The organism is Stenotrophomonas sp. Steno-C15, assembly GCF_056393265.1.
Window position 1 is genome coordinate 1 of sequence record NZ_JBWJPF010000036.1, and the last position, 26,976, is coordinate 26,976.

The 26,976-nt window shown below is 68.3% G+C and carries 25 protein-coding genes; 6 read left to right on the forward strand and 19 right to left on the reverse strand.

The window, feature by feature from the left end:
* Positions 1–143: 143 nt before the first annotated feature.
* Positions 144–1,781: an acyl-CoA dehydrogenase family protein gene (locus AC06FB_RS17870; RefSeq protein WP_053519547.1), complete on the reverse strand. Its 1,638-nt coding sequence runs from the start codon at positions 1,779–1,781 to the stop codon at positions 144–146.
* Between the two features lie 112 nt (positions 1,782–1,893).
* Here AC06FB_RS17870 and AC06FB_RS17875 point away from each other — a divergent pair, with 112 nt between their 5' ends.
* Genes AC06FB_RS17875 through pdeM form a run of 4 tightly spaced genes read left to right on the forward strand, consistent with a single transcriptional unit; the run spans position 1,894 to position 7,583 of the window.
* Positions 1,894–2,892 (forward strand): ligase-associated DNA damage response exonuclease, encoded by a 999-nt coding sequence (locus AC06FB_RS17875; protein WP_197601110.1) that lies wholly within the window; start codon positions 1,894–1,896, stop codon positions 2,890–2,892.
* The gene (locus AC06FB_RS17880; RefSeq protein WP_461289138.1) at positions 2,889–4,496 is read left to right on the forward strand and encodes an ATP-dependent DNA ligase; all 1,608 of its coding nucleotides are present in this window, start codon (positions 2,889–2,891) and stop codon (positions 4,494–4,496) included. Before AC06FB_RS17875 ends, AC06FB_RS17880 begins: the two co-directional genes overlap by 4 nt.
* Positions 4,493–6,952, forward strand: coding sequence for a ligase-associated DNA damage response DEXH box helicase (locus AC06FB_RS17885; protein ID WP_461289137.1), 2,460 nt, complete (start codon positions 4,493–4,495; stop codon positions 6,950–6,952). The genes AC06FB_RS17880 and AC06FB_RS17885 overlap by 4 nt, the downstream gene beginning before the upstream one ends.
* Complete coding sequence (pdeM, locus tag AC06FB_RS17890; RefSeq protein ID WP_461289136.1) at positions 6,942–7,583, forward strand: ligase-associated DNA damage response endonuclease PdeM; 642 nt, start codon at positions 6,942–6,944, stop codon at positions 7,581–7,583. Before AC06FB_RS17885 ends, pdeM begins: the two co-directional genes overlap by 11 nt.
* Before the next feature lie 18 nt (positions 7,584–7,601).
* Here pdeM and AC06FB_RS17895 read toward each other — a convergent pair whose 3' ends face one another.
* From AC06FB_RS17895 to rlmD, 9 genes are all read right to left on the reverse strand, one after another.
* On the reverse strand, positions 7,602–7,874 hold the full coding sequence (locus tag AC06FB_RS17895) for a hypothetical protein (RefSeq protein WP_053519542.1): 273 nt from the start codon (positions 7,872–7,874) through the stop codon (positions 7,602–7,604).
* A gap of 178 nt (positions 7,875–8,052) precedes the next feature.
* Positions 8,053–9,321, reverse strand: coding sequence for an FAD-dependent oxidoreductase (locus tag AC06FB_RS17900; RefSeq protein WP_065174844.1), 1,269 nt, complete (start codon positions 9,319–9,321; stop codon positions 8,053–8,055).
* Positions 9,322–9,543: 222 nt separating this feature from the next.
* A complete protein-coding gene (locus tag AC06FB_RS17905; protein WP_005410590.1) occupies positions 9,544–9,750 on the reverse strand; it encodes a cold-shock protein in 207 nt (68 codons plus the stop codon).
* Between the two features lie 88 nt (positions 9,751–9,838).
* Positions 9,839–10,585, reverse strand: coding sequence for an S-methyl-5'-thioinosine phosphorylase (locus tag AC06FB_RS17910; RefSeq protein WP_053520226.1), 747 nt, complete (start codon positions 10,583–10,585; stop codon positions 9,839–9,841).
* Positions 10,586–10,667: 82 nt separating this feature from the next.
* On the reverse strand, positions 10,668–11,222 hold the full coding sequence (locus AC06FB_RS17915) for a hypoxanthine-guanine phosphoribosyltransferase (protein ID WP_053520227.1): 555 nt from the start codon (positions 11,220–11,222) through the stop codon (positions 10,668–10,670).
* Entirely contained in the window at positions 11,222–12,229 is a 1,008-nt protein-coding gene (gene nagZ / locus AC06FB_RS17920; protein WP_461289135.1) for a beta-N-acetylhexosaminidase, read from the reverse strand. Before nagZ ends, AC06FB_RS17915 begins: the two co-directional genes overlap by 1 nt.
* Positions 12,230–12,332: 103 nt before the next feature.
* Positions 12,333–13,025 (reverse strand): DsbA family oxidoreductase, encoded by a 693-nt coding sequence (locus tag AC06FB_RS17925; protein ID WP_053520229.1) that lies wholly within the window; start codon positions 13,023–13,025, stop codon positions 12,333–12,335.
* 49 nt (positions 13,026–13,074) lie between these two features.
* Positions 13,075–13,560 carry a CYTH domain-containing protein gene (locus AC06FB_RS17930; protein ID WP_197571814.1) on the reverse strand — a complete coding sequence of 162 codons (486 nt, stop codon included), beginning with the start codon at positions 13,558–13,560 and terminating at the stop codon, positions 13,075–13,077.
* Between the two features lie 33 nt (positions 13,561–13,593).
* Positions 13,594–14,928, reverse strand: coding sequence for a 23S rRNA (uracil(1939)-C(5))-methyltransferase RlmD (gene rlmD, locus AC06FB_RS17935; RefSeq protein ID WP_053520231.1), 1,335 nt, complete (start codon positions 14,926–14,928; stop codon positions 13,594–13,596).
* Between the two features lie 129 nt (positions 14,929–15,057).
* Here rlmD and AC06FB_RS17940 point away from each other — a divergent pair, with 129 nt between their 5' ends.
* Positions 15,058–15,786 (forward strand): response regulator, encoded by a 729-nt coding sequence (locus tag AC06FB_RS17940; RefSeq protein WP_053520232.1) that lies wholly within the window; start codon positions 15,058–15,060, stop codon positions 15,784–15,786.
* 99 nt (positions 15,787–15,885) lie between these two features.
* Here AC06FB_RS17940 and recO read toward each other — a convergent pair whose 3' ends face one another.
* The 9 genes from recO to rpoE form a co-directional block, all read right to left on the reverse strand.
* Positions 15,886–16,605 (reverse strand): DNA repair protein RecO, encoded by a 720-nt coding sequence (recO, locus tag AC06FB_RS17945; protein WP_461289134.1) that lies wholly within the window; start codon positions 16,603–16,605, stop codon positions 15,886–15,888.
* A gap of 18 nt (positions 16,606–16,623) precedes the next feature.
* Positions 16,624–17,520 (reverse strand): GTPase Era, encoded by an 897-nt coding sequence (gene era / locus AC06FB_RS17950; protein WP_053520234.1) that lies wholly within the window; start codon positions 17,518–17,520, stop codon positions 16,624–16,626.
* Positions 17,517–18,197, reverse strand: coding sequence for a ribonuclease III (gene rnc / locus AC06FB_RS17955; protein ID WP_478053952.1), 681 nt, complete (start codon positions 18,195–18,197; stop codon positions 17,517–17,519). The genes era and rnc overlap by 4 nt, the downstream gene beginning before the upstream one ends.
* Entirely contained in the window at positions 18,187–18,570 is a 384-nt protein-coding gene (locus tag AC06FB_RS17960) for a DUF4845 domain-containing protein (RefSeq protein ID WP_053520236.1), read from the reverse strand. Before AC06FB_RS17960 ends, rnc begins: the two co-directional genes overlap by 11 nt.
* A gap of 37 nt (positions 18,571–18,607) precedes the next feature.
* The gene (lepB, locus tag AC06FB_RS17965) at positions 18,608–19,402 is read right to left on the reverse strand and encodes a signal peptidase I (RefSeq protein WP_053520237.1); all 795 of its coding nucleotides are present in this window, start codon (positions 19,400–19,402) and stop codon (positions 18,608–18,610) included.
* Positions 19,403–19,456: 54 nt separating this feature from the next.
* Entirely contained in the window at positions 19,457–21,250 is a 1,794-nt protein-coding gene (lepA, locus tag AC06FB_RS17970; protein WP_065174904.1) for a translation elongation factor 4, read from the reverse strand.
* A gap of 175 nt (positions 21,251–21,425) precedes the next feature.
* Positions 21,426–22,958: a DegQ family serine endoprotease gene (locus tag AC06FB_RS17975; RefSeq protein WP_065181807.1), complete on the reverse strand. Its 1,533-nt coding sequence runs from the start codon at positions 22,956–22,958 to the stop codon at positions 21,426–21,428.
* A gap of 74 nt (positions 22,959–23,032) precedes the next feature.
* Complete coding sequence (locus AC06FB_RS17980) at positions 23,033–23,920, reverse strand: sigma-E factor negative regulatory protein (RefSeq protein ID WP_461289133.1); 888 nt, start codon at positions 23,918–23,920, stop codon at positions 23,033–23,035.
* Positions 23,917–24,537, reverse strand: coding sequence for an RNA polymerase sigma factor RpoE (gene rpoE, locus AC06FB_RS17985; protein ID WP_065174837.1), 621 nt, complete (start codon positions 24,535–24,537; stop codon positions 23,917–23,919). The genes AC06FB_RS17980 and rpoE overlap by 4 nt, the downstream gene beginning before the upstream one ends.
* 235 nt (positions 24,538–24,772) lie before the next feature.
* Between rpoE and AC06FB_RS17990 the strand changes: the two genes are divergently transcribed.
* Complete coding sequence (locus AC06FB_RS17990; protein WP_065174836.1) at positions 24,773–26,836, forward strand: 3-hydroxyacyl-CoA dehydrogenase NAD-binding domain-containing protein; 2,064 nt, start codon at positions 24,773–24,775, stop codon at positions 26,834–26,836.
* Positions 26,837–26,976: the final 140 nt, after the last annotated feature.

The following is a 26,976-nucleotide window of genomic DNA, read 5'->3' on the forward strand; positions in this document are numbered from 1 at the left end:
GCCGCAAAGAAGGTCGCCGACAAGGCGCGTGATGTCGCAAATGACGAGAAGGCGAACGCGGCCAAGGAAGAAGCCAAGCACTGAGCCGCGTCCGGTACTGCAGAGCGCCACAGCCACGCTGCGGCGCTCTACAGAATTCCACGCTACGGCAGCGCGCGCGCCAGGATTTCCGACAGGTCCAACCCGGCCGGCAGGGTGCCGAACACCCATCCATGTTCACCGCCGAGCCGGCTGCGGATGAACGCATCCGCCACCGGACTGCGTGCACGCAGCAGCAGCGCCGCCTGCAGCAGCAATGCGGTGCGCTCGCAGAACATCCGCGCCTGCGACTCTTCCGGTGCCGGGGTCGTTACCCAGCGCTGCAGCGCAGCGGCATAGCGCGCATCGCGATCAGCCACCGCCGACAGCTCGCCCTGCAGTGCGGCCAGCGTCTCCGGTTCGCGGGCCAGTGCCCGCAGCACATCCAGGCACTGGATGTTGCCGCTGCCTTCCCAGATCGAGTTCAGCGGCGCCTGCCGGTACAGGCGCGGCAGCATTGATTCCTCCACATAGCCCGCGCCGCCCAGGCATTCCTGCGCCTCGTTGACGAAGGTCGCCGCCCGCTTGCACACCCAGTATTTGCCCAGCGCCGTGCCCAGCCTGGCCAGCGCCGCCTCGCCGGCATCGAAGGACGCACGGTCCACCGCACGCGCGATGCGCATCGACAGCACCGTCGCCGCTTCTGATTCCAGTGCGAGGTCGGCCAGCACGTTGGCCATCAACGGATGCTCCACCAGCAACCGGCCGAAGGTGCGGCGGTAGCGGGCATGGTGCAGCGCCTGCGCCAGCGCCATGCGCATTTCCGCTGCCGCACCCAGCATGCAGTCCAGGCGGGTCATCATCACCATGCCGATGATGGTGGCCACGCCACGCCCCTCTTCGCCCACCCGCCACGCCTGCGCGCCGCAGAACTCGACCTCGCTGGACGCGTTGGCCCAATCGCCCAGTTTGTCCTTCAGCCGCACCAGGCGGAATGCATTGCGGTCGCCATCGGCAAGCCGGCGCGGCATCAGCAGACAGGTCAGTCCGCCCGGTGCCTGCGCCAGCACGAGGAAGCCATCGCACATGGGTGCCGAGAAGAACCACTTGTGGCCGACCAGCCGATAGCGCTCGCCGTCGATGGGCTCTGCTCGCGTGGTGTTGGCGCGCACATCCGAGCCCCCCTGCTTCTCGGTCATGCCCATGCCCAGGGTGATGCCGGCCTTGTCGGCCACCGGTACGTCGCGCGGGTCGTACACCGGTGCGGCGGCCTTGCGCGCCCATTCGGCCAGGTTCGGCTGCGACCGCAGCACCGCTACCGCCGCATGGGTCATCGTCAACGGGCAACTGGTACCGGCCTCGGCCTGGTGGTGCAGATAGCTCAGCGCCGCGCGTGCAACATGCGCACCCGGCTGCGGCTCATGCCAGGACAGGCCGGCCACGCCATGCGCCTTCGCGGCGGTCATCAGCTGGTGGTAGGCCGGATGGAACTCCACCGTATCGATGCGATGCCCCTGCGCGTCGTGGGTGCGCAGGCGCGGGCGGTCGCGGTTGGCATCGAATCCGAGCCGGTACAGCTCGTCACCGGCCAGCGCACCGTACTGCGCCAGGCGCGGGACGAAGGCTGCGGCGCCTTCGCGATGCACCGCCTCCATCAACGCTGCGTCATCGGTCCACAGCTGGCGCCCGGCGAACGGTGGCGGCTGATTGAGCACCACATGGGTCTCGAAGGGGGCAGTGCTGCTGAAACCCGGTCCACTCATGCGATCCATCCGGCGGCAAGAGGTATGCGATCCGATTGTGCCGCATGCTGCGCCAAGCCCGCGTTCAGGCCGGTTCTCACCCCGTGCACGAGCCGCGCGCCACAGTGCAGCCATGGCAGGCAACGACGATCTTGTGGTGCTGCGCCCGGAAGGGCTGTACTGCGCTGCTGGCGATTTCCACATCGATCCCTGGCGGCCGGTGCCGCGCGCGGTCATCACCCATGGCCATGGTGACCACGCGCGCCCGGGCATGGGCGAATACCACTGCAGCACGGGCAGCGCGCCGATCCTGCGCTGGCGGCTGGGCGACGTACCGCTGCACGCGCATGCCGAGGGCGCATCCTTTACGCTGGGTCGGGTGCAGGTGTCACTGCATCCGGCCGGTCATGTGCTCGGCTCCTCGCAGGTGCGCATCGATGATGGCCGGCAGGTGTGGGTCGCCTCCGGTGACTACAAGCGCCAGCCCGACCCCACCTGTACGCCGTTCGAAGTGGTGCCCTGCGATACCTTCATCACCGAGGCGACCTTCGCCCTGCCCATCTACCGCTGGCCGGACACCGCAGCCGTGGCTGCCGAGATCGCGTCCTGGCGCGAGGAATGCGCGCAGCGCGGCGAAGCCGCCGTCCTGCTCTGCTACGCATTGGGCAAGGCCCAGCGCGTGCTGGCCGAGCTGCTCGCACGGGGCGAACCGCCGGCATGGCTGCACGGTGCCATCGCCAATGGCGTGGCCGTCTATCGCGCTGCGGGCATCCCGATGCTGGACACGATCGCCGTCGCCGAACAGGGGCGCCAGGCCGATGCGGCCGGACGGCTGATCCTCGCCCCGCCCTCGGCCGCCGGCACGCCCTGGCTGCGCCGCTTCGGGCGCCACCAGCTCGGTTTCGCCTCCGGTTGGATGCAGCTGCGCGGAAACCGCCGGCGCCGCAACGTCGATCGTGGCTTCGTGATCTCCGACCACGCCGACTGGCCCGCGTTGCTGCGTACCATCGAGCAGACCGGCGCACGACGCGTCATCGCGACGCATGGCAACACCGATGCGCTGATTCCGTTCCTGCGCGAACGCGGTGTCGCCGCGGAGGCTTTCCGCACCGATTTCGGGAGCGAGGAATGAAGGCCTTCGCCGCGCTGTACCAACGCCTCGATCGCAGCACCGCCACGCTGGACAAGCGCGCGGCGCTGGTCGATTACTTCCGTCACGCGCGACCGCACGATGCGGCCTGGGCCCTGTTCCTGCTCAGTGGTGGCAAGGTCGGGGGTGCGCGCCGGAAGATCGCTGCCAGCGGCGAGCTGCGCCGCTGGATCGGCGAGGAAGCCGGACTGCCTGCGTGGCTGGTCGAGGACAGCTATGCGCAGGTCGGCGATCTGGCGGAGACACTGACCCTGCTGCTGGACGACCCAACGGCAATGGCGCCGGACCGCCCTCTGGCCGACTGGATCGAACAGCATCTGCTGGCCGTGGCCAATCAGCCCGAGCCCGAGCGACGTGCAGCCGTGGTCGAGGGCTGGCGCCAGCTGCCCGCGAACGAACGCCTGGTGTTCAACAAGCTGCTGACCGGTGCACTGCGCGTCGGCGTGTCGCAGCGGCTGGTCCAGCAGGCACTGGCCGAACTGTCCGGACTGGACATCGCGCGCATCGCGCAGCGCATGCTGGGCACCTGGGTGCCCTCGCCCACCCTGCTCGCACAGCTGCTGTCGCCGGAAGAACTGCCGCTGGACCGCCAGCAGCCATATCCGTTCTTCCTCGCTTCGCCGCTGGAAGGTGAGCCCAGTGATCGCCTGGGCAGCATCGACGACTGGCTGCTGGAATGGAAATGGGACGGCATCCGCCTGCAGCTGCTGCGTCGTCGCGGCGAGGTGGCGCTGTGGTCGCGTGGCGAAGAGCGCCTGGACGGCCGGTTCCCCGAGATCGAGCAGGCCGCCGCACTGCTGCCGGAGGGATCGGTGCTGGATGGCGAACTGCTGGCCTGGGATGAGCCGGCCGATCTTCCGAAAGCCTTCACCGCCCTGCAGACCCGCATCCAGCGCCGCAAGCCGGGCGCCACCACGCTGCGTACGACGCCGGTGCGGATGCTGGCCTACGACCTGCTCGAACGCGACGGCAACGACCTGCGCGCATTGCCGCTTCAGCAGCGGCGCGTGCAGCTGGCGGAACTGCTCGGCACGCTCGGCGATGCGCGCATCCAGCTGTCGCCGGAGGTGCCCGCCGGGGACTGGGCACGGGCGGCCGCGCTGCGCGACGCCGCGCGCGAGCGCGGCGTGGAGGGCCTGATGCTGAAGCGCCGCAGCTCGGCGTACCAGTCCGGCCGGCGCCGTGGTGACTGGTGGAAGTGGAAGGTCGATCCACTCACCATCGACGCCGTGCTGCTGTACGCACAGGCCGGCCATGGCCGGCGCAGCACGCTGTACACCGATTACACCTTCGGCGTATGGGACGGCGATGCGCTGGTTCCGGTGGCCAAGGCCTACTCGGGCCTGGACGATCAGGAAATCCTCGCCCTCGATCGCTGGATCCGCGCCAACACCCGCGAGCGCTTCGGACCGGTACGCAGCGTCCGCGCCGAGCAGGTGTTCGAACTCGGCTTCGAGGCGGTCAACCGCAGTGCACGGCACAAATCAGGAATCGCCGTGCGTTTTCCGCGCATCCTGCGCTGGCGCCACGACAAGCCGGCCAGCGAGGCCGATCAGCTGGCGACGCTGCAGGCCCTGGCACGATGACGCGGAGCGAGGCCCTGCAGCGGCTGAACGGCTGGTTTGCCAGCCGCGGCTGGAAACCCCTGCCCTTCCAGCGCGCCATGTGGCGTCACTACCTGGCGGGCGAATCGGGCCTGCTGCATACCCCCACCGGCAGCGGCAAGACGCTGGCGATGTTCGGCGGACCACTGCTGCAGGCGATGATCGCGCCCGCGCCCGCACCCGCCCGCCCCAGCGCGGTGCGCCCATTGCAGGTGCTGTGGGTGACCCCGCTGCGTGCCCTGGCCAGCGACACCGCACGCGCACTGCAATCGGCCGTCGATGGCCTGGGCCTGGGGTGGCGCGTGGGCCTGCGCAGCGGCGACGCCAGCCAGCGCGAGCGGCGCCTGGCGCGCGAAGGGCGGATCGACGTGCTGGTGACCACGCCCGAATCACTGGCACTGCTGCTCACCTACCCCGATACCCTGCCACGCATGCATCAGCTGCGCTGCGTGGTGGTCGACGAATGGCATGAACTGCTGGGCAACAAGCGCGGCGTGCTGCTGCAGCTGAATCTTGCACTGCTGCGCGACACCACGCCTGCGTTGCAGCTGTGGGGATTGTCGGCCACGCTGGGCAATCTGCCGCAGGCGCGCGACGTGCTGCTGCCGGACCGGCCGGATGCACCCATCGTCGAAGGCGCGCGCCAGCGTCCGGTCACCGTCAGCAGCCTGCTGCCGGCACCGGGCGAGCGCTTTCCCTGGGCCGGACATCTTGGCCTGGCGCAGCTTCCGCGCGTGCTGGAAGCGCTGATGGCCGCGCGCAGCAGCCTGCTGTTCACCAACACGCGGGCGCAGGCCGAACTGTGGCACCAGGCGCTGGCGGCGGTGTGGCCGGAGGATGCCGCCACGCTGGCGCTGCACCACGGTTCGCTGGACCCCGCACTGCGTCAGCAGGTGGAAGACGGCCTGCGCGCCGGTGCGATGCGCTGCGTGGTTGCCACCTCCAGCCTGGATCTGGGCGTCGATTTTCCCGAAGTGGACCAGGTACTGCAGCTCGGCAGCCCGAAGGGCGTGGCGCGGCTGCGCCAGCGCGCCGGCCGTGCCAGGCATCGCCCCGGCGCCAGCGGCAGAATCCTGTGCGTGCCCAGCCATGCGCTGGAACTGGCCGAGTACGCCGCCGTCCGCCGCGCGCTGCGCGACGGCGTGGTTGAAGCCAGGCGACCGCCAACCCTGTCGCTGGACGTGCTCGCCCAGCATGCGGTCAGCCGCGCGTTGGCGGGGGGATTCACCAGCCGCTCGCTGCTGGCGCAGGTGAGGCGCACGCACGCATTCGCGCACCTGGGCGACGCGCAATGGCAGGCTGTCCTGGACTTCATCGTGCAGGGGGGACGGGCACTGGCGCAGTACCCGGACTTCCACAAGGTGGTGCTCGACGCGGACGGCTACCATCGCGTGCACGACCGCCGCCAGGCCCTGCGCCATCGCTTGTCGATCGGCACCATCAGCAGCGATGGCGCCGTGCGTGTGCAGTTCCTGCGCGGCGGTGGCCTCGGCTCGGTGGAAGAACAGTTCGCCAGCCGCCTGCGCAGAGGCGATCGATTCCAGTTCGCCGGGCGCATGCTGGAGCTGGTGCAGCTGCGCGACATGACCGCCTATGTGCGCCTGGCCCGCAAGGGCGGTGAAGGCACCGTCCCGCGCTGGCAGGGCGGCCAGCTGCCCCTGTCGATGCCGCTCGGGCGCGAGCTGGAAGCGGTGCTGTCCGGCGCGGACGACAGCGCCGAGTCGCGCTGGCTGGCCCCCCTGATGGCACTGCAGTCACGCCTGTCTGCCCGGCCATCGCCTGCGCACCTGCTGCTGGAAGACGTGCGCCGCCGCGAAGGCCAGTTCGTGTTCGTCTATCCCTTTGCCGGACGCCACATCCACGAGGCACTGGCGGCGTTGCTGGCGCTGCGCTGCACGCGCCGGCAGCGCAACAGCATCGGCTATGCCGTCAATGACCACGGGCTGGTGCTGGCACCGACGCAGCCGATCGAGCTGCAGGCGGAGCAATGGAAGGAACTGTTCGCCGCCGATCAGCTGCTTGAGGATCTGCGTGCCGCCGTCAATCTGGGCGAGCTCGCGCGACGCCAGTTCCGCGGAATCGCACGCGTCGCTGGCCTGCTGGTACCCAGCCTGCCCGGTGGCGCGCCGCGCTCGCTGCGCCAGCTGCAGGCCTCGGCCGGACTGCTGTACGACGTGCTGCGCGAGCACGACCCCGAGCATCTGCTGCTGGCATTGGCCGAGCATGAAGTGCTGCAGGACAGCCTGGATCTGCCGGGCCTGCAGCAGGTGCTCGAACGCATCGGCACGCAGTCACTGTCACTGCAGCATCCCGCCTCGCTGACACCGCTGGGCTTCCCGCTGTGGGCCGAGCGCCTGCGCGGACAGTTCAGCAATGAAGACTGGCGCACCCGCGTGCTGCGTGCCGCACAGCAACTGGAGCGACGCCATGGCCGATGAGCTGGCCGTGACGCTGGGCGGTGAACCCATGCTGCTGCTCGGTGCGCGCGCACTGTGGTGGCCGGCCCGGCAGGCCTTGCTGATCGCCGACCTGCACCTGGGCAAGGCCGACCTGTTCCGCCGCGCCGGCATCGCGCTGCCGTCCGGCGGTACCCGCGACGACCTGCAACGCCTGCAGAGGCTGGTGCAGGCCAGGGCCTGCCGCGAGCTGTGGATACTGGGCGATGTGCTGCATGGGCCGGCGCATCGTGCGGCCTGGTACCGGCAATGGCTGGGATGGCGAGAGCAGCACCCCGCGCTGGCGGTGCATGTGATACGCGGCAATCATGATCGGCACCTGCCGCACGCGGCGCTGCAGGTGGAGCTGCATGACGAGGTGCAGCTGGGCGCGTTCCTGCTGTGCCATGAACCACGGCACGTGCCCGCGGCGCACGTCATTGCCGGGCATATCCATCCACAGATCGCACTGCCGGCGCTGCGTCGCCGCTTTCCGGCATTCTGGCTCCGCGAAGGATTGACGGTGCTGCCGGCATTCTCCGCCTTCACCGGCGGCTGGGTCATCGCACCGGCGCAGGGTGAACGGCGCATCGCCTGTGTCGAACAGGGTCTGGTGGCGATGCCTGGCCGGTAAGGCCAGCGGGCGCGACAGTCAGGCCGGCCGGACGCCCGCCAGCGCCGGCATCAGATGGAAATCGGGCGTGTCGTTGCTCTGCCGGCGCGGCAGTGCCTGGACGGCCGACAGCATTTCCTGCGCGCAGGCGCGGATGTGCGTGTGGTGTTCCGGCAGCGCATGACTGATCAGGCTGCCCACATGGAACTCGAACACATCCTCCAGAACGTCGGGCTGGTCCTCGTGCAGCATCTGCAGCAATCCCCGCAGCTTGCAGATTTCCGATTCCAGCTCTTCGACCGCGAACAACATGGCGTCCTCCTCGTGAACTCGCAGCACATCCGGGCCGCAGCAGGCCGCGACGGCGGCGCCACCCGGGCCACGCGATGTTCGAATCACGGAGAGGAAAACGGGCGACGCCGCTGTGGCGTGCTTCACTCTTGTCGCACAGACGCGGTGAGGTAACCGTTAATTCACGTGATGATGCGATTCACGCAGCCGCCGTGGCAGCCTGCGTGGCAAGCGCAACGGGCGGCCGGGCCAGGGCTTCGAGGAAGGCTGGATCCAGAGCAAGCGAACCGAACCAGCCGTGCTGGGTTCCACTGAGCACCCGCAGCATGTGCCCGCGTCCCCCCGGCAGCCGCCCCATCGGGCCAAGCAGCGCGTCGCGCGCCTTGGCCCACGCATCGCGATCGGACTGGAACAGCGGCGTCAGCCAGCGGCTCCAGCGCTGGTACACCGCCACATGCGCACGTCGCTGCGCCTGGTAAGCCTGCAGTGCCGTCTCACCAGCGCCATGCACACGCAGCGCGTCTCGCAGCGCCAGCGCATCGAGCAGCGCCATGTTCACCCCCTGCCCCAGCTGCGGGCTCATCGCGTGCGCTGCATCGCCGACCAGGACCATGCGCCCCTGATGCCAACGGGTCATCACCGCATCGCGGTAAACCGCCCGGGACAGCTGTCCGGCATCGTGCAGGTGATCGAAGCGTGCGCTGGCCTCGGGCCAGAGCGCATGCAGTTCCTGCAGCCACGGTTGCATGCCTTCATCTTCCCAACGCGCGAAGTCGGCGCGTGGCAGGCTCCAGAAAAAACTCAGGCGCGGGGTGTCATCACCCGGACGCGTGCCCACCGGCAACAGGCCGATCATCTTGCGCGCGGCGACGTAGCGTTGGCGCAGCTGCTGCACGTGCGGCCACTCTCCGGCCGGCAGCAAGCACCACAATGCGCCCCACGGATAGACGCGGTCGAGGCCAGCGCCGCCGGCAATGGTCGCGCGCAGGGACGACGCTGCGCCGTCGGCCGCCACCACCAGGTCAAACGGGCCATGCGTGCGGCCTTCGTTGTCGCGCAGTTGCCCCCGCGCGGTATCGACCGCGTCGATGGTGGTCCCCGCATGCAGTTGGCCGGCGCCATCGCGGGCCTGGTCCAGCAGCGAGAACAGGGCGCCGCGCTGCATGCCCAGACCGTGCAGGCGGACATCGAGGCCGCCATAGCCCATGTCCATCACCGCACGTCCGCACGGCGTGTCGCCATAAAGCCGATGCACCGGCGCGGCATGCGCGCGCACGGCCTCCAGCAGTCCCATCTGCCACAGCACCTGCAGGCCGCTGGGCTGCAACAGGAAACCGGCGCCGACCGGCCCAGGGGTCGGCACGCGCTCGAAGATCTCAACGTCGTGCCCGTCGCGGGTCAGCAGGATGGCCATCGCCTGGCCAGCGGTGCCGTATCCAATCACGGCAATGCGAAGTCGTTCCGTCATCCGCACATTGTGCCCCAGCCGGATCCGGATCGTTCTCCAAGCCGCGCGCGGGCGGGCCGCCCTGCCGGCGAATGTCCGCCGGCGCCGGCCTTCGACCGTCGCCTCCTCCTTTACTTCGCCCACAGGGCGGCCCGCCCATGCGCGGCTTGGGTTCGCTCCCATGCGATGGGCGCAAAAAAAAAACCCCGCCGGAGCGGGGTTCTCAACGCACTGTCGAGTGGATCACTCGGCCGGCGTGATGTTCGAAGCCTGGGCACCCTTCGGGCCCTGGGTCACGTCATAGGTGACACGCTGGCCTTCCTGCAGGCTGCGGAAGCCCTTGGAGTTGATGGCGGAGAAGTGCGCGAACACGTCGGCGCTGCCATCCTCCGGCGAGATGAAGCCAAATCCCTTGGCGTCGTTGAACCACTTGACGGTACCGTTCGGCATGGTGATGCGAGACCTTATGCAATGAATGGGTGGTGTACGCTGAACCCGCGTACCGGCTGAGTATGCAAAGCTTGCTCGGCGAAGACAATCACCCCCGTGCCAATTCGCCGATCAGTTCCGGAAGTCCATTGCTCGCCGCCTGCACATTGGCCAGCACTTCGGCCATCGTGATCTCCTCGCCATCACCACAGCCCGCGGCCCAGTTCGCCACGATCGCCAGGCACGCGTAATCCAGTCCCAACTCCCGCGCCAGCGCGGCTTCGGGCATTCCGGTCATGCCCACCAGATCGCAGCCATCGCGCCGCATGCGGGCGATTTCCGCGATGGTTTCCAGCCTCGGCCCCTGCGTCGCACCGTAGCAGCCACCGTCATGGACCGTGACACCCGTCACTTTGGCCGCGGCCAGAATCTTGCTCCGCAGCATCGGCGTGTACGGGTGGCCGAAGTCCACATGCAGCACTTCGGTACCCTCTTCTTCACAGATCGTGCTGATCCGGCCCCAGGTGTAGTCGATGATCTGGTCCGGGCAGGCCAGCACGCGCGGCCCGACCTGCTCGGTGATGCCCCCGACGGTGTTCAGCGCCAGCACGCGCTGGGCGCCGATCTGCTGCAGCGCAGCCAGATTGGCGCGGTAGTTGATCTTGTGCGGCGGCAGCGAGTGGCCCTCGCCATGGCGCGCAAGGAACGCCACGCGGTTGCCCAGCAGCGTGCCCACGCGCACCGGGCCGGAGGGACGGCCGAAGCGGGTCTCGACCTCGTGGGTCTGCACATCGTCGAGCTTGGCCAGGTTGTAGACACCGGTACCGCCGATCACGGCCAGGGCGATCTGTTGCATCGAAAGCACTCCAGAGAAAGACGAACGCCGGCACCCGAGGATGCCGGCGGCGGCAAAGGACGGCCGCGGACGGCCGTGCCTGTTATTCCTTCATCGCGTAGATGGCCGGCACGCAGCGCAGGGTCTCGTTGACGTCCATGCCGAAACCGAACACGTAGCGGTCGGGCAGTTCGATGCCGGCGTAGTCAGCCGTCACATCCGGCAGCCCGCGATCGTGCTTCTTCACCGTCATCGCCGCGATGCGCACGTCGGTCGCGCCCTGTTCCAGGCACCAGGTGCGCACGCCCTGCAGGGTGTAGCCCTCATCGAGGATGTCATCGACCAGCAGCACACGGCGGCCGAACAGCGCGGTGGCCGGCTTGTGCTTCCACACCAGGTCGCCGCCGGTGGTTTCACCGCGATAGCGGGTGGCGTGCAGGTAATCGAACTGCACGTCCTGGCCGCGCGCACCCAGCTCCAGCGCCAGCTGGCCGGCGAACGGCAGCGCACCGTGCATGATCGACAGGAACAGTGGCACCTCGCCCTTGTAATCGCGCGCGATGGCGTCGGCGATACCGGCGATGGCCTTGTCGATGGTGGGGCGGTCAACCAGCAGGTCGGCCTGGGCCAGGGCCTGGGAAATGGTGAGGTTCGGCATCAGACGGTTCTTCCAAGGGTTTCAAGCAGACGGGATTGAGTGTCGCCATGGCGGGCATCGGCCAGCAGGCCATCCCAGCCAAGCACGCCGCGGCCGAGCAGGCCAAGCAGCGCAGCGGTATTGAGGGAGCGTCCCTGCACCGCGTGCAGGGCTTCATCGACCAGCTCCGGATGGCAGACCAGCACGACGTCGCAGCCCGCATCCAGGTGCGCGTGCACGCGTGCCGCAACGCCACCGGCATGGTGCGAAGCGGCCATGCCGATGTCGTCGGAGAACACCACGCCGCGGAAGCCCAGCTCGCCACGCAGCACCTCCTGGATCCAGCGCGGCGAATAGCCGGCCGGTTCCGGCGCCACCTGCGGGTAGATCACGTGCGCCATCATCACGGCGTCGGCACCGGCGGCAACACCGGCCCGGAACGGCACCAGGTCCTGCGCGCGCAGTTCGTCCAGCGTCCGCGGATCGACCGCGGTATCGACATGGGTGTCTTCCAGCACGGTGCCATGGCCGGGAAAATGCTTGAGGGTGGCCGCCATGCCGGCCGCGTGCATGCCGCGTACGTAGGCCTCGGTGAACGCAGCCACGACCTGCGGGTCTTCACTGAAAGCGCGGTTGCCGATCGCAAGGTTGCCACGGCCCAGGTCGACCACCGGGGCAAAGCTCAGGTCCACGCCACTGGCGCGCACTTCGCTGGCCATCAGCCAGGCGTGCTGCTCGGCCAGCGCCAACGCGGCGCCGGGATCCTTCGCATAGCCGGCACCGATCTCCTGCAGCGGCGGCAGATCGCTGTAGCCCTTGCGGAAACGCTGCACGCGACCGCCTTCCTGGTCGACGCAGATCAGCTGCGGGCGCGGCGCGGCCTCGCGGATCGCGGCGCTGAGCTCGCTCACCTGCTGGCGGGAGGCGAAGTTGCGCGTGAACAGCACCACACCGGCAACGGCATCGTGCTGCAGCCAGTCGCGTTCCTGGGGGGTCAGTTCAGTGCCGGCAACGCCGATCAGCAGCATGGTCGTTCTCCACAACGGGCGCCCGCATGGCGCAGTGCCGCATTGTCGCAGAACCGGCCGTTGGACGCAGGTGGGGGCGTCCATCGCGCGCGCCCTCGAAGGATCAGACCCTGCAGCCGTCCGCGCCACAGGCGTCGTCGCCACTGCGCCCGGTTGCCGTGCCCTGCTCCGCCGCGATCTGCCGCAGCGCCTGGGCGAAGGCTTCCGGAGGCTGGGCGCCGGAGATCGCCCAGCGGCCGTCGATGACGAAGGTCGGCACCGAGGAAACACCCAGCGCACGGGCCTGGTCCAGTCCCGCTTCGACCTCGGCCAGGCCGCGTGAGGAGGCCAGCATCTGGGCGATCTCTGCCGCATCCAGTCCGCCTGCCACACCGGCCCGGGTCAGCACCTCTGTGTCCGCCAGATTCTGGCCGTGCTCGAAATGAGCGCGGAACAGCGCCTCTCCGACCGCGTCCTGCACACCGTGCTGGCCGGCCAGCCACAGCAGCCGGTGCGCTGGCAGGGTGGTCACCCGCACCTGGCCCTGGCTGAAGTCCATGGGCAGGCCTTCGCCACGGGCGGTGGCCTGGGTCTGGCCGAGAATCTGCTCTGTGCGCTCGACACCGCCGAATTTGCGCGCATACGCCTCGCGCAGCGGCACCGGCGTGGTGCCCGCATCCGGGTCCAGCTGGAACGGCTGCCAGTGGATGTCGAGTACTGGGGCATCGGCCCCCAGCAACTGCACCCCCTGCTGGAAACGGTGCTTGCCGATCCAGCACCAGGGACAGACCACGTCGGAGTAGATGTCGATTCTCATCCCACCGACATGGGGTCCGGGCGCCCCGAAAAAAGGGGGAACGCCCCTTTCACCAGCGTGAATAGGGATGACTGGCCAGTGCGACGTTGTAGTAGCGCGGGTCGTCGGTGACCTCCGCGCCGGCCCAGTCCGGCAGGGCGATGGCCTGCCCGGCGCTTTCCAGCTCGACTTCGGCCACCACCAGGCCGGCGTTGTCGCCCAGGAACTCATCCACTTCCCAGGTCAGTCCGGCATGCTCGACCAGGTGGCGACGCTTGTCGATCAGGCCCCCCACGCACAGCGCCAGCAGCGCGCGCGCATCCTCCACCGGAATCGGGTAATCAAACTCCTGGCGGGTATGGCCGATCGTGCGCGACTTCAGGTTCAGCGCGGCGTGCTCACCTTCGATGCGCACCCGCACGGACGCGTTCTGGCGACCGCTGTCGAGCGCGCCCAGATCGTTGATGTAGCCCTGCGCCATCGGAATCACCCGGTGTGCGGCCGCACGCCAGCCGTCGCTGCTGACGAGGAATTTGCGTTCGATCTCGATGCCCATCGCGCCATTATGCGCGATGGGCATGACAGCGGGTCAGCGCTTTTCGAACACCGCGATGCTTTCCACGTGCGCGGTGTGCGGGAACATGTCCATGGCGCCGGCACTGACCAGGGTGAAGCCCTGCTCGTTCACCAGATAACCCGCGTCCCGGGCCAGCGATCCCGGATGGCAGCTGACGTACACGATGCGCTTGAACTGCTTCAACGGCAGCTGCTGCAGCACCTCGATCGCGCCCGAGCGCGGCGGGTCCAGCAACAGCTTGTCGAAGCCCTGGCGCATCCACGGCGTGGCGCGCTGGTCCTGGGTCAGGTCGGCGCTGTAGAACTGGGCGTTGCCCAGCCCGTTGCGCTCGGCGTTCTCACGTGCGCGGGCAACGAGGCCCGCGTCGCCTTCCACGCCCACCACCTCGCGCACTCGGCGCGCCAGCGGCAGGGTGAAGTTGCCCAGCCCGCAGAACAGGTCCAGCACGCGCTCGTCCTCACCCGGCTCCAGCAGATCCAGGGTGTGAGCGATCATCTTCTCGTTGAGCTTGGCATTGACCTGGATGAAATCCAGTGGCCGGAATGCCAGTTCGACATCCCACGGCGCCAGCCGGAACGACAGCGGCACGCCCTGCCCGTCCAGCGGATGGACGGTGTCCACGCCACCGGGTTGCAGGTAGATGGCGAATCCGTGCTGCTGGCCGAAGCTGGCCCATGCGGCGCGGTCGGCATCACTGAGCGGCTGCAGATGACGCACGGTCAGCGCGATGGCCTGGTCACCGCCGATGAACTCGATCTGCGGGATGTCGCGCTTGCCGTCGAGCGACTCGATGAAGGTCGACAGCGCCTGCACCTTGGTGCCCACTTCGGGGATCACGGTCAGGCACTGGCTGAGATCGGCGACGAAGCGCGGGTCCTGTTCACGGAAGCCGACCAGGGTCTTGTCCTTCTTCTCGACGCGGCGCACCGAGAAGCGCCCCTTGCGGCGGTAACCCCAGCTGTCGCCGACCAGCGGTGGCAGCACGCGGCCCGGCTTCACGTGACCGATGCGTTCCAGGTTGTCCATCAGCACGCGCTGCTTGGCAACGATCTGCTGGTCTTCATCCAGGTGCTGCAGCACGCAGCCGGCGCAGGTGCCGAAATGCGGGCACTTCGGCGTCACCCGCTGTGGCGAGGCCTGCAGCACTTCCACGGTGCGTGCTTCGTCGAAATGGCGGCTGCGGGCGGTCTGTTCAGCCATGACCACCTCGCCCGGCAGAGCGCCGCTGATGAAGGTGACCTTGCCACCTTCGCCTTCACGGCGGGCGACGCCGCGACCATCATGGCTGAGGTCGAGGATCTCGGTCTGGAACGGGGTACGGTCGATGCGGGAGCGGGATCGGGCCACGTGGCAACAGGCTGCGGGCGAAAATGGGCGCGTATTGTCGCAGATCCTGACCGGCGGGGCCTGCCGCCGCTTGCGCCAGCCGCCGCCGTGCTTGATGATGTCAACCAGCTGACATGGAGGCAGCCCCTGATGCAGATGACCCCGCGGGCCGGTCGGCCCCGCTTCCTGCTTGTCGAGGACGACATCATCAGCCGCGGGTTTTTCAAGGCGGCGTTGGAAACCCTGCCGGCGGACGTCGATACCGCGGACTCCCTTGCCAGTGCCCTGGCAAGCGCCGAGCCCGGGGCTCACGACCTGTGGCTGATCGACGTCAACCTGCCCGACGGCAATGGCGCGCAGCTGCTGCGCGAACTGCGCCGTTCGCATCCGGACACGCCTGCCCTGGCGCATACCGCCGACGGTGACACGTCCATCCATGCGCGCCTGCGTGAGGCCGGTTTCAGCGACACCCTGGTCAAGCCGCTCGGCCGCGACCAGTTGCTGAAGGCGGTCCGCCGCGCCCTGGTCAACTCGCCGGCCGGCATCGCCGTCGCTCCGGCCCCCGCTGCGATCGAGCTGAACGGGCAGGACTGGGACGAGACCGCCGCTCTGGCCGCTCTCAATGGCCAGCGCAATCATTTGATCGCCCTGCGCGAGCTGTTCCTTGCGGAACTGCCGGGCGTCCGCGATGCGGTCGAGCAGGCCGTGGACCAGCATGATGAACGCCAGCTGCGCAGCCAGCTGCACCGGCTGCAGGCAAGCTGCGGCTTCGTCGGTGCCGCACGGCTGGGCCGCGCGGTGCGCCAGCTGCACCACATGCCGGAGTCGGACCTGGCACAAGCGGGCTTCCGCGCCGCGGTAGCGGCACTGCTGCACTGAGGGTTGCCCGGCACGGGTGCGCCCTGCCCCGTCGGATATCGAAATCAATCCGGGGTCAGATCCCTTTCCCTGCGGAAGACGGATCTGCCCCCCGCCCGCCTACCGCCGGGGGGCCAACTGCTCCAGCAGCTCCCAGGACTTCAGACCCCGTGGCCCCAGGTGGTGCGCCAGCACCCGCCGCATGGGCAGCCGCAGGCTCGCCAGATCGGCAGGCCCCGGCTCCTCGTCGGCCGCCAGCGCCAACAGCGCCGAACCGGTGGCCGCCGCACTGCGCTCTCCACCGCGCTCGCTGAGCAGCCGTTGCGGCCCTTCCTGCGGATCCAGCGCATAACGCGCTGCCGGATCGATCGGCTGACCATCGCTGGCGCTTTCCAGATCGAAACCGAGCCCCAGTGCGGCAAGCAGCTCGCGCTCGAAGCGGCGCAGCGTCCAGGCCAGTCCGGCCCCCACCGCCAGCCGCGCGCGTGCCTCGCCGTACGCCAGATACACCTCCGGCAACGGATCCTGGCGTGGCGCCAGCCGCAGCGTAAGTTCACTCAGGTAGAAGCCGGCCAGCATGGCCTGGCCGACCAGCCGCGGCGCCGCGTCCAGCGCTTCGGCGGCACGCAGCTGCGCCAGTTCGCCGCGCTGCTGTGCGCTGAAGCGGATCCACTGCAGCGGCTGCAGGGCCGCGCGCAACACCTGGCCCTTGGCCGTGGACACGCCGCGCGCAAGCAGGCCGATCCGGCCATTCTCCGCGCTCAGCACCTCCACCAGCAGGCTGGTTTCGCGATAGGCCCGTGCATGCAGCACGAACCCCGTGTCGTCCTCGATGATCACCGAAGCGATCGCCGTGGCTTACTCGTAACCGAAGGCCTTCAGCGCGGCCTCGTCGTCGGACCAGCCTTCACGTACGCGCACCCAGGTTTCCAGGAACACCTTGGCACCGAACAGACGCTCCATCTGCAGGCGCGACTTGGCCCCGATCTCCTTCAGGCGCGCGCCCCCCTTGCCGATCACGATGGCCTTCTGGCCTTCCCGCTCGACCCAGATCACCGCGCCGATGCGCAGAAGATTGCCATCCTCGGTGAAGCGCTCGATCTCCACGGTGGTGGCATAGGGCAGCTCCTCGCCAAGCTGGCGCATCAGCTGCTCACGTACCAGTTCACCGGCAAGGAAACGTTGGCTGCGGTCGGTGATCTCGTCCTCGCCGAACATCGGCGGGGCTTCCGGCAGCAGCTCCAGCACGTCACGCACCAGGGCGTCCAGGCCGTTGCGCTTCTGCGCCGAGATCGGATGCACGGCGGCGAAATCACGGCCGGCGGTCACCTCCTGCAGGAACGGCAGCAGCGCGCCCTTGTCCTTCAGGCGATCGATCTTGTTGACCACCAGCACCACCGGGATGCCGGCATCGCGCAGCACGTTGAAGGCCAGGCTGTCTTCGTCATCCCAGCGCCCGGCCTCGATCACCAGCAGGCCTGCATCCACGCCTTCCAGCGAGCCGCGCGCGGCGCGGTTCATCACCCGGTTCATCGCCCGCTTCTGCACCTTGTGCAGGCCCGGGGTATCGACCAGCACCAGCTGGCCTTCCGGATAGGTGGCGATGCCGAGCAGGCGGTGGCGGGTGGTCTGCGGCCGGTTGGAGACGATGCTGACCTTGGCCCCGACCAGGGCATTGGTCAGGGTCGACTTGCCGACGTTCGGGCGGCCGATGACGGCCACGCTGCCGCAATGATGGGAAGTTTGTTCGCTCACTTGGAATCCAGTTGTTCTAGGACGGCTGCAGCCGCCTGTTGTTCGGCAAGCCGCCGCGAGGCGCCTTCGCCCTCGGTGCTGGCGGCCGGGTCGGCCACGTTGCAGCGTACCCGGAAATGTTTGGCGTGGTCGTCACCGGATTCTGACACCAGTTCGTACTGGGGCAACGCCTTCTGCCGGGCCTGCAGCCATTCCTGCAGGCGGGTCTTGGGATCCTTCTCGGGGCGGCCGGTGGCCGGCAGCGCCTCCATCGAGGCCGTGAACCAGGGCAGCACGGTCTCCCGGCACGCGTCAAAACCGGCGTCCAGGTAGATCGCGGCCACCACCGCCTCCAGTGCATCGGCCAGGATCGAGTCGCGGCGGTGCCCGCCCGACTTCATCTCGCCCGCGCCCAGGATCAGCCGTTCGCCCAGCTGCAGGGTACGGGCGATCACTGCCAGCGCCACTTCACGCACCAGCTCGGCGCGGGCGCGGGTCAGTGCGCCCTCGTCGGCCTTGGGCCAGCGCTGGTACAGCGCCTCGGCGACCATCATGTTGACGATGCTGTCGCCGAGGAATTCCAGGCGCTCGTTATGCGGCACGCCGGCACTGCGATGGGTCAGCGCCTGCTTGAGCAGCGCCGGGTCGCGGAAGGCATGGCCGATCAGGTCGCCACGTTGGATGAATTTACTGGGCACCGCTTCGGGTCAGGTCCTGGGAAGAATCGAATTTGCCAACCACATCGAGGTTGCCGATCAACGGGCGACGCACTTCGTAGTTGACCTTGAGGGTCCAGCCATTGTCGCGGCGATCGAACTTGACGTTGCCCGGCTTCACGTTGTCCGAGTAGTTGATGTACAGCCGCTTGAAGAACAGATCCTGGATCCGTGCCGGCTCCATGCTGGCCACGCCCGGCTGGCTGGCCAGGCTCTTCATCGCCGAGCGTACCGCGTAATACTCCTGGTACATCGGGAACAGCTTCATGCCGATGTAGATGAAGAAGCCAACCACGACCAGGACCACCAGAAACGAGGTCAGGGTGATGCCGCGCTGCGTGTTCATCGTCTTCATTGCGTTCTCCCCAGATACGCGTTGGATGTGAAAATACTCAGTTGATGCCCGAGCCGATCCGCGACGGCTCGAAACCGTCCTTGCAGAACCAGCCCTGGCAGTTCAGCCAGATCAGGAATGCCTTGCCCCGCAGGTTCTCTTCCGGCAGCAGCCCCCAGAAGCGTCCATCATCGCTGTTGTCACGGTTGTCGCCCATCACCAGGTACTTGCCGGCCGGCACCGTCCACTGGCCTTGGCCACGCGGATAGTCGGTCTCCAGCACGGTATGGGTGCGGCCCGGGAGATGCTCGACCAGCAGGTTGGCGCCCTCGCCCTGGCCCTTGTGGCCGGCGTAGATGCCCTTGTTGTCGTACTTCACCGGCTCGCCGTTCAGCACCAGGCTGTCGCCCTCGAACACCACGGTGTCACCCGGCACGCCGATCACGCGCTTGATGAAGTTCTCGCCCTTGGCCGGGTCGTTGTCGCCGTGGCCCGGGAAGTGGAACACCACCACATCGCCGCGCGCGGGATCACCCACCGGCACGAAGCGGGTATTGGTGATCGGCAGGCGCAGGCCATAGGCGAACTTGTTGACCAGGATGAAATCACCGATCAGCAGGTTCGGCATCATCGAGCTGGACGGGATCTTGTACGGCTCGGCGATGAAGCTGCGCACGACCAGCACGATCGCCAGCACCGGGAAGAATGCACGCGAGTAATCCACCAGCACCGGCTCGGTGTCGAGCAGGCCTGCACGCTGGGCGCGGCGCCTGGCGAAGTACAGCTTGTCCGCAAGCAGGATCAGGCCCGAGGCCAGGGTCAGCACGACCAGGAGGATCTCAAACAGTTTCATTCAGGGTCCTTTGCAACGTCACCGGACGACCGGCCCCGGAGGGCCGGTGCGGGCTTACTTGTTGTCCATCTGCAGCACGGCCAGGAACGCTTCCTGCGGGATTTCCACGCGGCCGACCTGCTTCATGCGCTTCTTGCCTTCCTTCTGCTTTTCCAGAAGCTTCTTCTTGCGCGAAACGTCGCCACCATAGCACTTGGCCAGCACGTTCTTGCGCATGGCCTTGACCGTGGTACGGGCGATGATCTGCGAGCCGACAGCCGCCTGGATCGCCACGTCGAACATCTGCCGCGGGATCAGGTCCTTCATCTTCTCGCACAGCTCGCGGCCGCGACGGTCGGCATGGCTGCGGTGGACGATCAGCGACAGCGCATCGACCTTGTCGCCATTGATCAGCACGTCCACGCGCACGAACGGGCCGGCATCGAAGCGCACGAAGTGATAGTCCAGCGACGCGTAGCCGCGGCTGACCGACTTCAGCTTGTCGAAGAAGTCCAGCACCACTTCGGCCATCGGCAGCTCGTAGCTGATCTGCACCTGGCTGCCCAGGTAGTTGATGCCGATCTGGCTGCCGCGCTTTTCCTCGCACAGCTTGATGATGTTGCCGATGTACTCCTCGGGGGTGAGTACGTTGGCACGGATGATCGGCTCGCGGATCTCCTGGACCTGGTTCACCGCCGGCAGCTTGGCCGGGTTGTCCATGTTGATGATCGAGCCATCGGTCTTCAGGACCTCGTACACCACCGTCGGCGCGGTGCTGATCAGGTCCAGGTTGTATTCGCGCTCCAGCCGTTCCTGCACGATCTCCATGTGCAGCATGCCGAGGAAGCCGCAGCGGAAACCGAAGCCCATCGCCTCCGAGCTTTCCGGCTCGAAACGCAGCGCGGCATCGTTCAGGCGCAGCTTGTCCAGCGCCTCGCGCAGGTCCGGATAGTCCTCGGCGTCGACCGGGAACAGGCCGGCGAACACGCGCGGCTGCATTTCCTGGAAGCCCGGCAGCGGCTTCGGTGCCGGATCACCGGCCAGGGTCAGGGTGTCGCCCACCGGCGCACCATGCACGTCCTTGATGCTGGCCGTGACCCAACCCACCTCACCCGCGCGCAGCGCCGGCAACACCTTGCGCTTGGGGGTGAACACGCCGACGTTGTCGACCTGGTGGTTGCGGCCGGTGGACATCACCTGCAGCTTGTCGCCGGCCTTGATCTCGCCCTGCATGACGCGCACCAGCGAGACCACGCCGAGGTAGTTGTCGAACCAGGAGTCGATGATCAGCGCCTGCAGCTTGTCGGTATCGCGCGGCTGCGGCGGCGGAATGCGGTGGACGATGGCCTCCAGCACGTCCTGCACGTTCAGGCCGGTCTTGGCGCTGACCGGCACGGCGTCGCTGGCGTCGATGCCGATCACGGCCTCGATCTCGGCCTTGGCGCGCTCGATGTCGGCCGTAGGCAGGTCGATCTTGTTGATCACCGGCACCACTTCCAGACCCTGCTCCACCGCGGTGTAGCAGTTCGCCACCGACTGCGCTTCCACGCCCTGGGCAGCATCGACCACCAGCAGCGCACCTTCACAGGCGGCCAGCGAGCGGCTGACTTCATACGAGAAATCGACGTGGCCCGGGGTGTCGATGAAGTTCAGATGATAGGTCTGCCCGTCCTTGGCCAGGTACGGCAGCGATACCGACTGCGCCTTGATGGTGATGCCACGCTCGCGCTCGATCGGGTTGGAGTCGAGTACCTGCGCTTCCATCTCGCGGGCCTGCAGGCCACCACAAAGCTGGATGATGCGGTCGGCCAGCGTGGACTTGCCGTGGTCGACGTGGGCGATGATGGAGAAGTTGCGGATGTTCCGCATCGAATCAGATGACATAGGTGGCGGCGGCGCGCGGCGTCGTCAGGGTAACGGTGGATTATCGCACGCCCGGGGCCCGCCCGCGAAAGGCGCCTCGCCGGGCCAGGGCCGGAACGACCGAAGCCCCGCCTGAGCGGGGCTTCGGGGGGGGCAGCGGCTGCCGGAGCAGCCCCGGTCCTTACTCGCCGGCCTTGACCGCCACGAAGGCGCTGTTGCCGTTGCCGGTGCGGACCAGCAGCATCACCACATCGCCCTTCTTGTAGCTGGACAGCGCGCGGTTCAGCGACTCCACGCCGCTCACCTGGGTGCTGGCCACCTGCAGGATCACCATGCCCGGGGACAGGCCGGCATCCCGGGCGCCCTGCCCCTTGACGCCGGTGATGCGCACGCCCTCGCCCGATTCCAGGCCCAGCTGCTTGCGCTGCGGCGCGGTCAGATCGCTGACGTCCAGGCCCAGCAGGGCATTGGCACCACTCTGCGGAGCGGCATCGGCCCTGGCGGTGGCGGGGCTGCGGGCGCTGGCCTGGTCATCCTCGGCCAGCGCGGTCAGGGTGGCGCTCAGGTCGCGCGGCTTGCCGTCACGGATCACGCCCAGGGTGACCCGGCTGCCCGGGGCCATGGCGCCGATCAGCGGCGGCAGATCGGACCAGCTGTTGACCGGTGCGCCGTTCACGGTGCGGATCACATCCCCCACCTTCACACCGGCGCGGGCGGCCGCCGAATCCGGCACGATCTGGTTGACCAGCGCACCCCGGCTGTCCGGCAGGCCCATGGCCTGCGCCTTCAGGCCGTCGATCTCCTGCACCACCGCGCCCAGCTGGCCGCGGGTGACCCGGCCGGTCTTCTTGATCTGTTCAACCGCGCTCATCGCCAGGTCGATCGGAATCGCGAAGCTGATGCCCATGTAGCCACCGGACGCAGAGAAGATCTGCGAGTTGATGCCGACCACTTCGCCCCGGGTGTTCAGCAGCGGACCGCCGGAGTTGCCCTGGTTGATCGCCACGTCGGTCTGGATGAACGGCACGTAGCGCTGGTCCGGGCCGCCGGTGCTGCGGCCGAGGGCGCTGACCACGCCGGCGGTGACCGAGTGGTCAAGGCCGAACGGCGAGCCGATCGCGACAACCCACTGGCCCGGCTTCAGGCTGTTGGAATCGCCGACACGGACGGTCGGCAGGTTCCTGCCTTCGATCTTCAGCAGGGCGACGTCGTACTGCTGGTCGCTGCCCACCACCTTGGCGGTGAACTCACGGCGATCGCCCAGCTTGACCTTCACCTCGCTGGCGTCGGCTACCACGTGGTAGTTGGTCAGCACGTAGCCGTCGGGCGAAATGATGAAGCCCGACCCCATGCCGCGGCCCTTGATGCTGGGACCGCCGTCGGGGCCGCCCGGCCCCTGCCCCGGCATCGGGAAGTCCGGGCCGAAGAAGCGACGGAAGAACTCCGGCATGTCGTCGTCCCCCATCGGCCCACGCGCCTGGCGGTTGCTGCGGACGATGGTGGTGTCGACGTTGACCACGCCCGGGCCGACCTGCTCGACGAGGTTGGTGAAATCGGGCAGGCCGGTGACCAGCGGCTGCGCAGGAGCGCGCGGCGCGGCAGCGGCCGCGGCCGGCGCGGTCTGGGCAGCCGGGGACGGCGCCTGGGCACAGGCCACCAGCGGCAGGGTCAGGGCCAGCAGGCCGATGGCCTGCGTGCGGAATCGGGGAGTCATCGGACGGCAACCTCCGGATCGGATGGAAGGGAGAAGAAGGGCCCCGCGATCGGCGGGGCGTGGCGGCACCCGGCTCAGTCGCGCGGGCGGGGCGGCGGCGGCAGGTCGTCCTGCAGCCGCGGCTCGAAGGGGTAGAACGTGGCGCTGTCGGCATGCGCCGGGAAGCTGGCGTTGAGCGCGCCCCCCGCGGCCGGAGCCAGGCTGGAGCGCGGCCACGGCCGGGCCTGCAGGCCGGCCACCTCGCCGAACGGCAGGTTGCGGCTGGCACCGGCCGGCACGGTCGGCACCAAGGGCGCCTGGGCGGCGGCCAAAGCCCGCTGCGCCCCGTCGTCACGCTGTGCCACCCGCGCAGCCTGCTGGCCGCGGGTGGCACTGGCGCTGGCGCGGCGTGCGTCCTGGCGACGGCTGGCGGCCAATGCGGCCGCCGGAACACTGGCCACCGCCACCACCGCCGGATCGACCGAGGCTTCGGTCACCGTCGCGGGCGATACCGGTGCCGGCGGCAGCTCGGCCTGGCTGGCGACCACCTGGGGTGCCAGCGGCTCTGCGGGAGGGGTCTCCTTCAGCTTCTCGCCGCCGATCAACAGGGCCACCGCAGCGACCGAGGCAGCCAATGCGGCACCGCCTCCCCAGGTACGCCAGCCACTGCGGCGCACCTGCCGGTCCTGAGGCCCGGACCGGGGCGTGGGTTCGGCGGCGATGGCAGAGGCAACCGCGGCGCTGAAGCCGGCGGGCGCAAGCACCGACGCCTGCCCGCGCATCACGTCGCCCAGCAGCTGCCAGCGCTCCTGGCAGCCGGCCAGTTCCGGGTCATGCTCCATGCGGCGCAGCAGGAAGCGGGCCTCGTCGGCCCCCAGCTCGCCATCGACCAGGGCCGACAGCTGTTCCCGATGGCGCTGGTCAAGCCGCAGCCCGGCCGGCGATTGATGATTCTGCGATTCGTTGAATGGATGACTGGTCATACGCGGCTCTTCTCGCGGGTGGCGCTGCCGATGTCCAGCAGCGGCCGGAGTTCGGTGTCGATCGCCTCGCGCGCCCGGAAGATCCGTGAACGCACGGTGCCGATCGGGCACCCCATCTTCTGCGCGATTTCCTCGTAGCTCAGGCCTTCCACCTCGCGCAGGGTGATCGCCGACCGGAGTTCTTCCGGCAGCGCGTTGACGGCCTTCATCACTGTCTGTTCCAGCTCCTGGCGCATCAACTCGCGTTCGGGCGTGTCGGTGTCGCGCAGGCGCGTGCCGCTGTCGAACTGTTCGGCATCGCCGATGTCGATGTCATCGGTCGGCGGGCGTCGATTGTGTGAAGCCAGGTAGTTTTTGGCGGTGTTCACGGCGATCCGATGCAACCAGGTTGAGAACTGGGCATCGCCGCGGAAGCTTCCGATCGCGCGGTAGGCGCGTATGAAAGTGTCCTGGGCGACGTCCTGACATTCACTCCAGTCGGCGATGTAGCGACCGACCAGGGCCACGACCCGATGCTGGTACTTGCGCACCAGTACATCGAAAGCCGCGCTCTCGCCGCGCTGCACGCGCCGGACCAGTTCCAGATCCAGCTCCTGTGGTGTTTCAACCTCGGCCATGGGGGGCCGCACTCCTGTCAGCCCAACCGACGTCGGGCAATGAGACTGCCAATCCCGGGAAAAGTTCAGTCGCCGATCACCCGGCGCCGCACCAGCTTTTAACCACTGTTCCGTTAGCGTTCTGTTCCACGGCCATGGATCCGGAACCGCCACTCCCCTGCTATAGGGATTTGACGCGGGGGAAACAACCTCTGGATCATAGCCGCTTCTCCATACACAACCGGATGGAACGTCCATGCTCTCAGGCTTCGATGGTCTCCGCTTCAGCCACTGGCACCCCGAGATCCGCGACGACGGCGTGGTGGTCCTGTCCCTGGATCGTCAGGACAGCAGTGTCAACGCGATGTCGCAGGACGTGCTGCTGGAGCTGGGCGATCTGCTCGAACGCATCGCGCTGGATCCGCCGAAGGGCGTGGTGATCCAGTCCCTGAAGAAGGCCGGCTTCATCGCCGGCGCCGATCTGAAGGAATTCCAGGAGTTCGACCGGCGCGGCACCGTCAACGATGCCATCCGTCGCGGCCAATCCACCTACCAGAAGCTGGCAGAGCTGCCCTGCCCGACCGTTGCAGCCATCCATGGCCACTGCCTGGGTGGCGGCACCGAGCTGGCCCTGGCCTGCCGTTACCGCGTGGCCTCCAACGACAGCAGCACCCGCATCGGGCTGCCGGAAACCCAGTTGGGCATCTTCCCCGGTTGGGGTGGCAGCGCGCGCCTGCCGCAGCTGGTCGGCGCCCCGGCGGCGATGGACATGATGCTGACCGGCCGCACCCTCTCGGCCTCGGCCGCGCGTGGCATCGGCCTGGTCGACAAGGTGGTGGCACCGGCGGTGGTGCTCGACACCGCCGTCGCACTGGCGCTGGCCGGCACCACGCGGCCGTTCAAGCAGCGTGCGCTGGCATGGGCCAGCAACACCTGGCTGGCGCGCAAGGTGCTGGCACCGCAGATGATCAAGCAGGTCGCGCGCAAGGCGAAGAAGGACCAGTACCCGGCGCCCTATGCACTGATCAGCACCTGGCAGCGCAGCGCCGGCAAGCCGGTGCAGGCCCGCCTGGATGCCGAACGCCGCGCGGTGGTCAAACTGGCCAGCACGCCGACCGCGCGCAATCTGATCCGCATCTTCTTCCTGACCGAGCGCCTGAAGGGTCTGGGCGGCGGCGATTCCGGCATCCGCCACGTGCACGTGGTCGGCGCCGGCGTGATGGGCGGTGACATCGCCGCGTGGGCAGCCTACAAGGGCTTCGAGGTCACCCTGCAGGATCGCGAGCAGCGCTTCATCGATCCGGCGATGGAACGCGCGCAGGCACTGTTCGCCAAGAAGGTGAAGGACGAGAGCAAGCGTCCGGCGGTGGCGGCGCGGCTGCGGGCGGATCTGGAGGGCAAAGGCGTGGCCGCCGCTGATCTGGTGATCGAGGCGATCATCGAGAACCCGGAGGCCAAGCGCGCGCTGTACCAGACGCTGGAGCCGGGCATGAAGGCCGATGCGCTGCTGACCACCAATACCTCGTCGATTCCGCTGGTGGAACTGCGCGACCACATCCAGCGCCCGGCGCAGTTCGCCGGCCTGCACTACTTCAATCCGGTGGCACAGATGCCGCTGGTGGAAATCATCCATCACGACGGCATGGCGCCGGAGACCGAGCGCCGTCTGGCAGCGTTCTGCAAGGCGCTGGGCAAGTTCCCGGTACCGGTGGCGGGCAGCCCGGGCTTCCTGGTCAACCGCGTGCTGTTCCCGTACATGCTGGAGGCGGCCACCGCCTATGCCGAAGGTATCCCGGGCCCGGTGATCGACAAGGCAGCGGTGAAGTTCGGCATGCCGATGGGCCCCATCGAGTTGATCGACACGGTCGGCCTGGATGTCGCCGCCGGCGTGGGCCGCGAGCTGGCGCCGTTCCTCGGCCTGCAGATTCCGGCGGCACTGCAGACGGTGGAAGCCGACAAGCGCGGCAAGAAGGATGGCCAGGGCATCTACACCTGGGAGAACGGCAAGCCGAAGAAGCCGGATGTCGCCAGCGACTACCAGGCCCCTGCGGACCTGGAAGATCGCCTGATCCTGCCGCTGCTCAACGAGGCCGTGGCCTGCCTGCACGAAGGCGTGGTGGCCGATGCGGACCTGCTGGATGCGGGCGTGATTTTCGGCACCGGATTCGCGCCGTTCCGCGGGGGTCCGATCCAGCACATCCGCGCGGTGGGTGCCGATGCGATCGTCGAGCGCCTGAAGGCGCTGCAGCAGCGTCACGGTGACCGCTTTGCCCCGCGCCCGGGCTGGGACAACCCTGCCCTGCGCGAACCGGTGGTGTGATGTGATGTGATCGGCCGGGCCTGCGGCCCGGCACCCGCAGAGGCAACGTCAAGTTCCACAGCAGAAGCCAGAGCCGGAGCAACAGCCGGCTCTGGCTTTTCTGTTTGTCGGGCGGGGGGGGGGGGGGGGGGGGGGGGGGG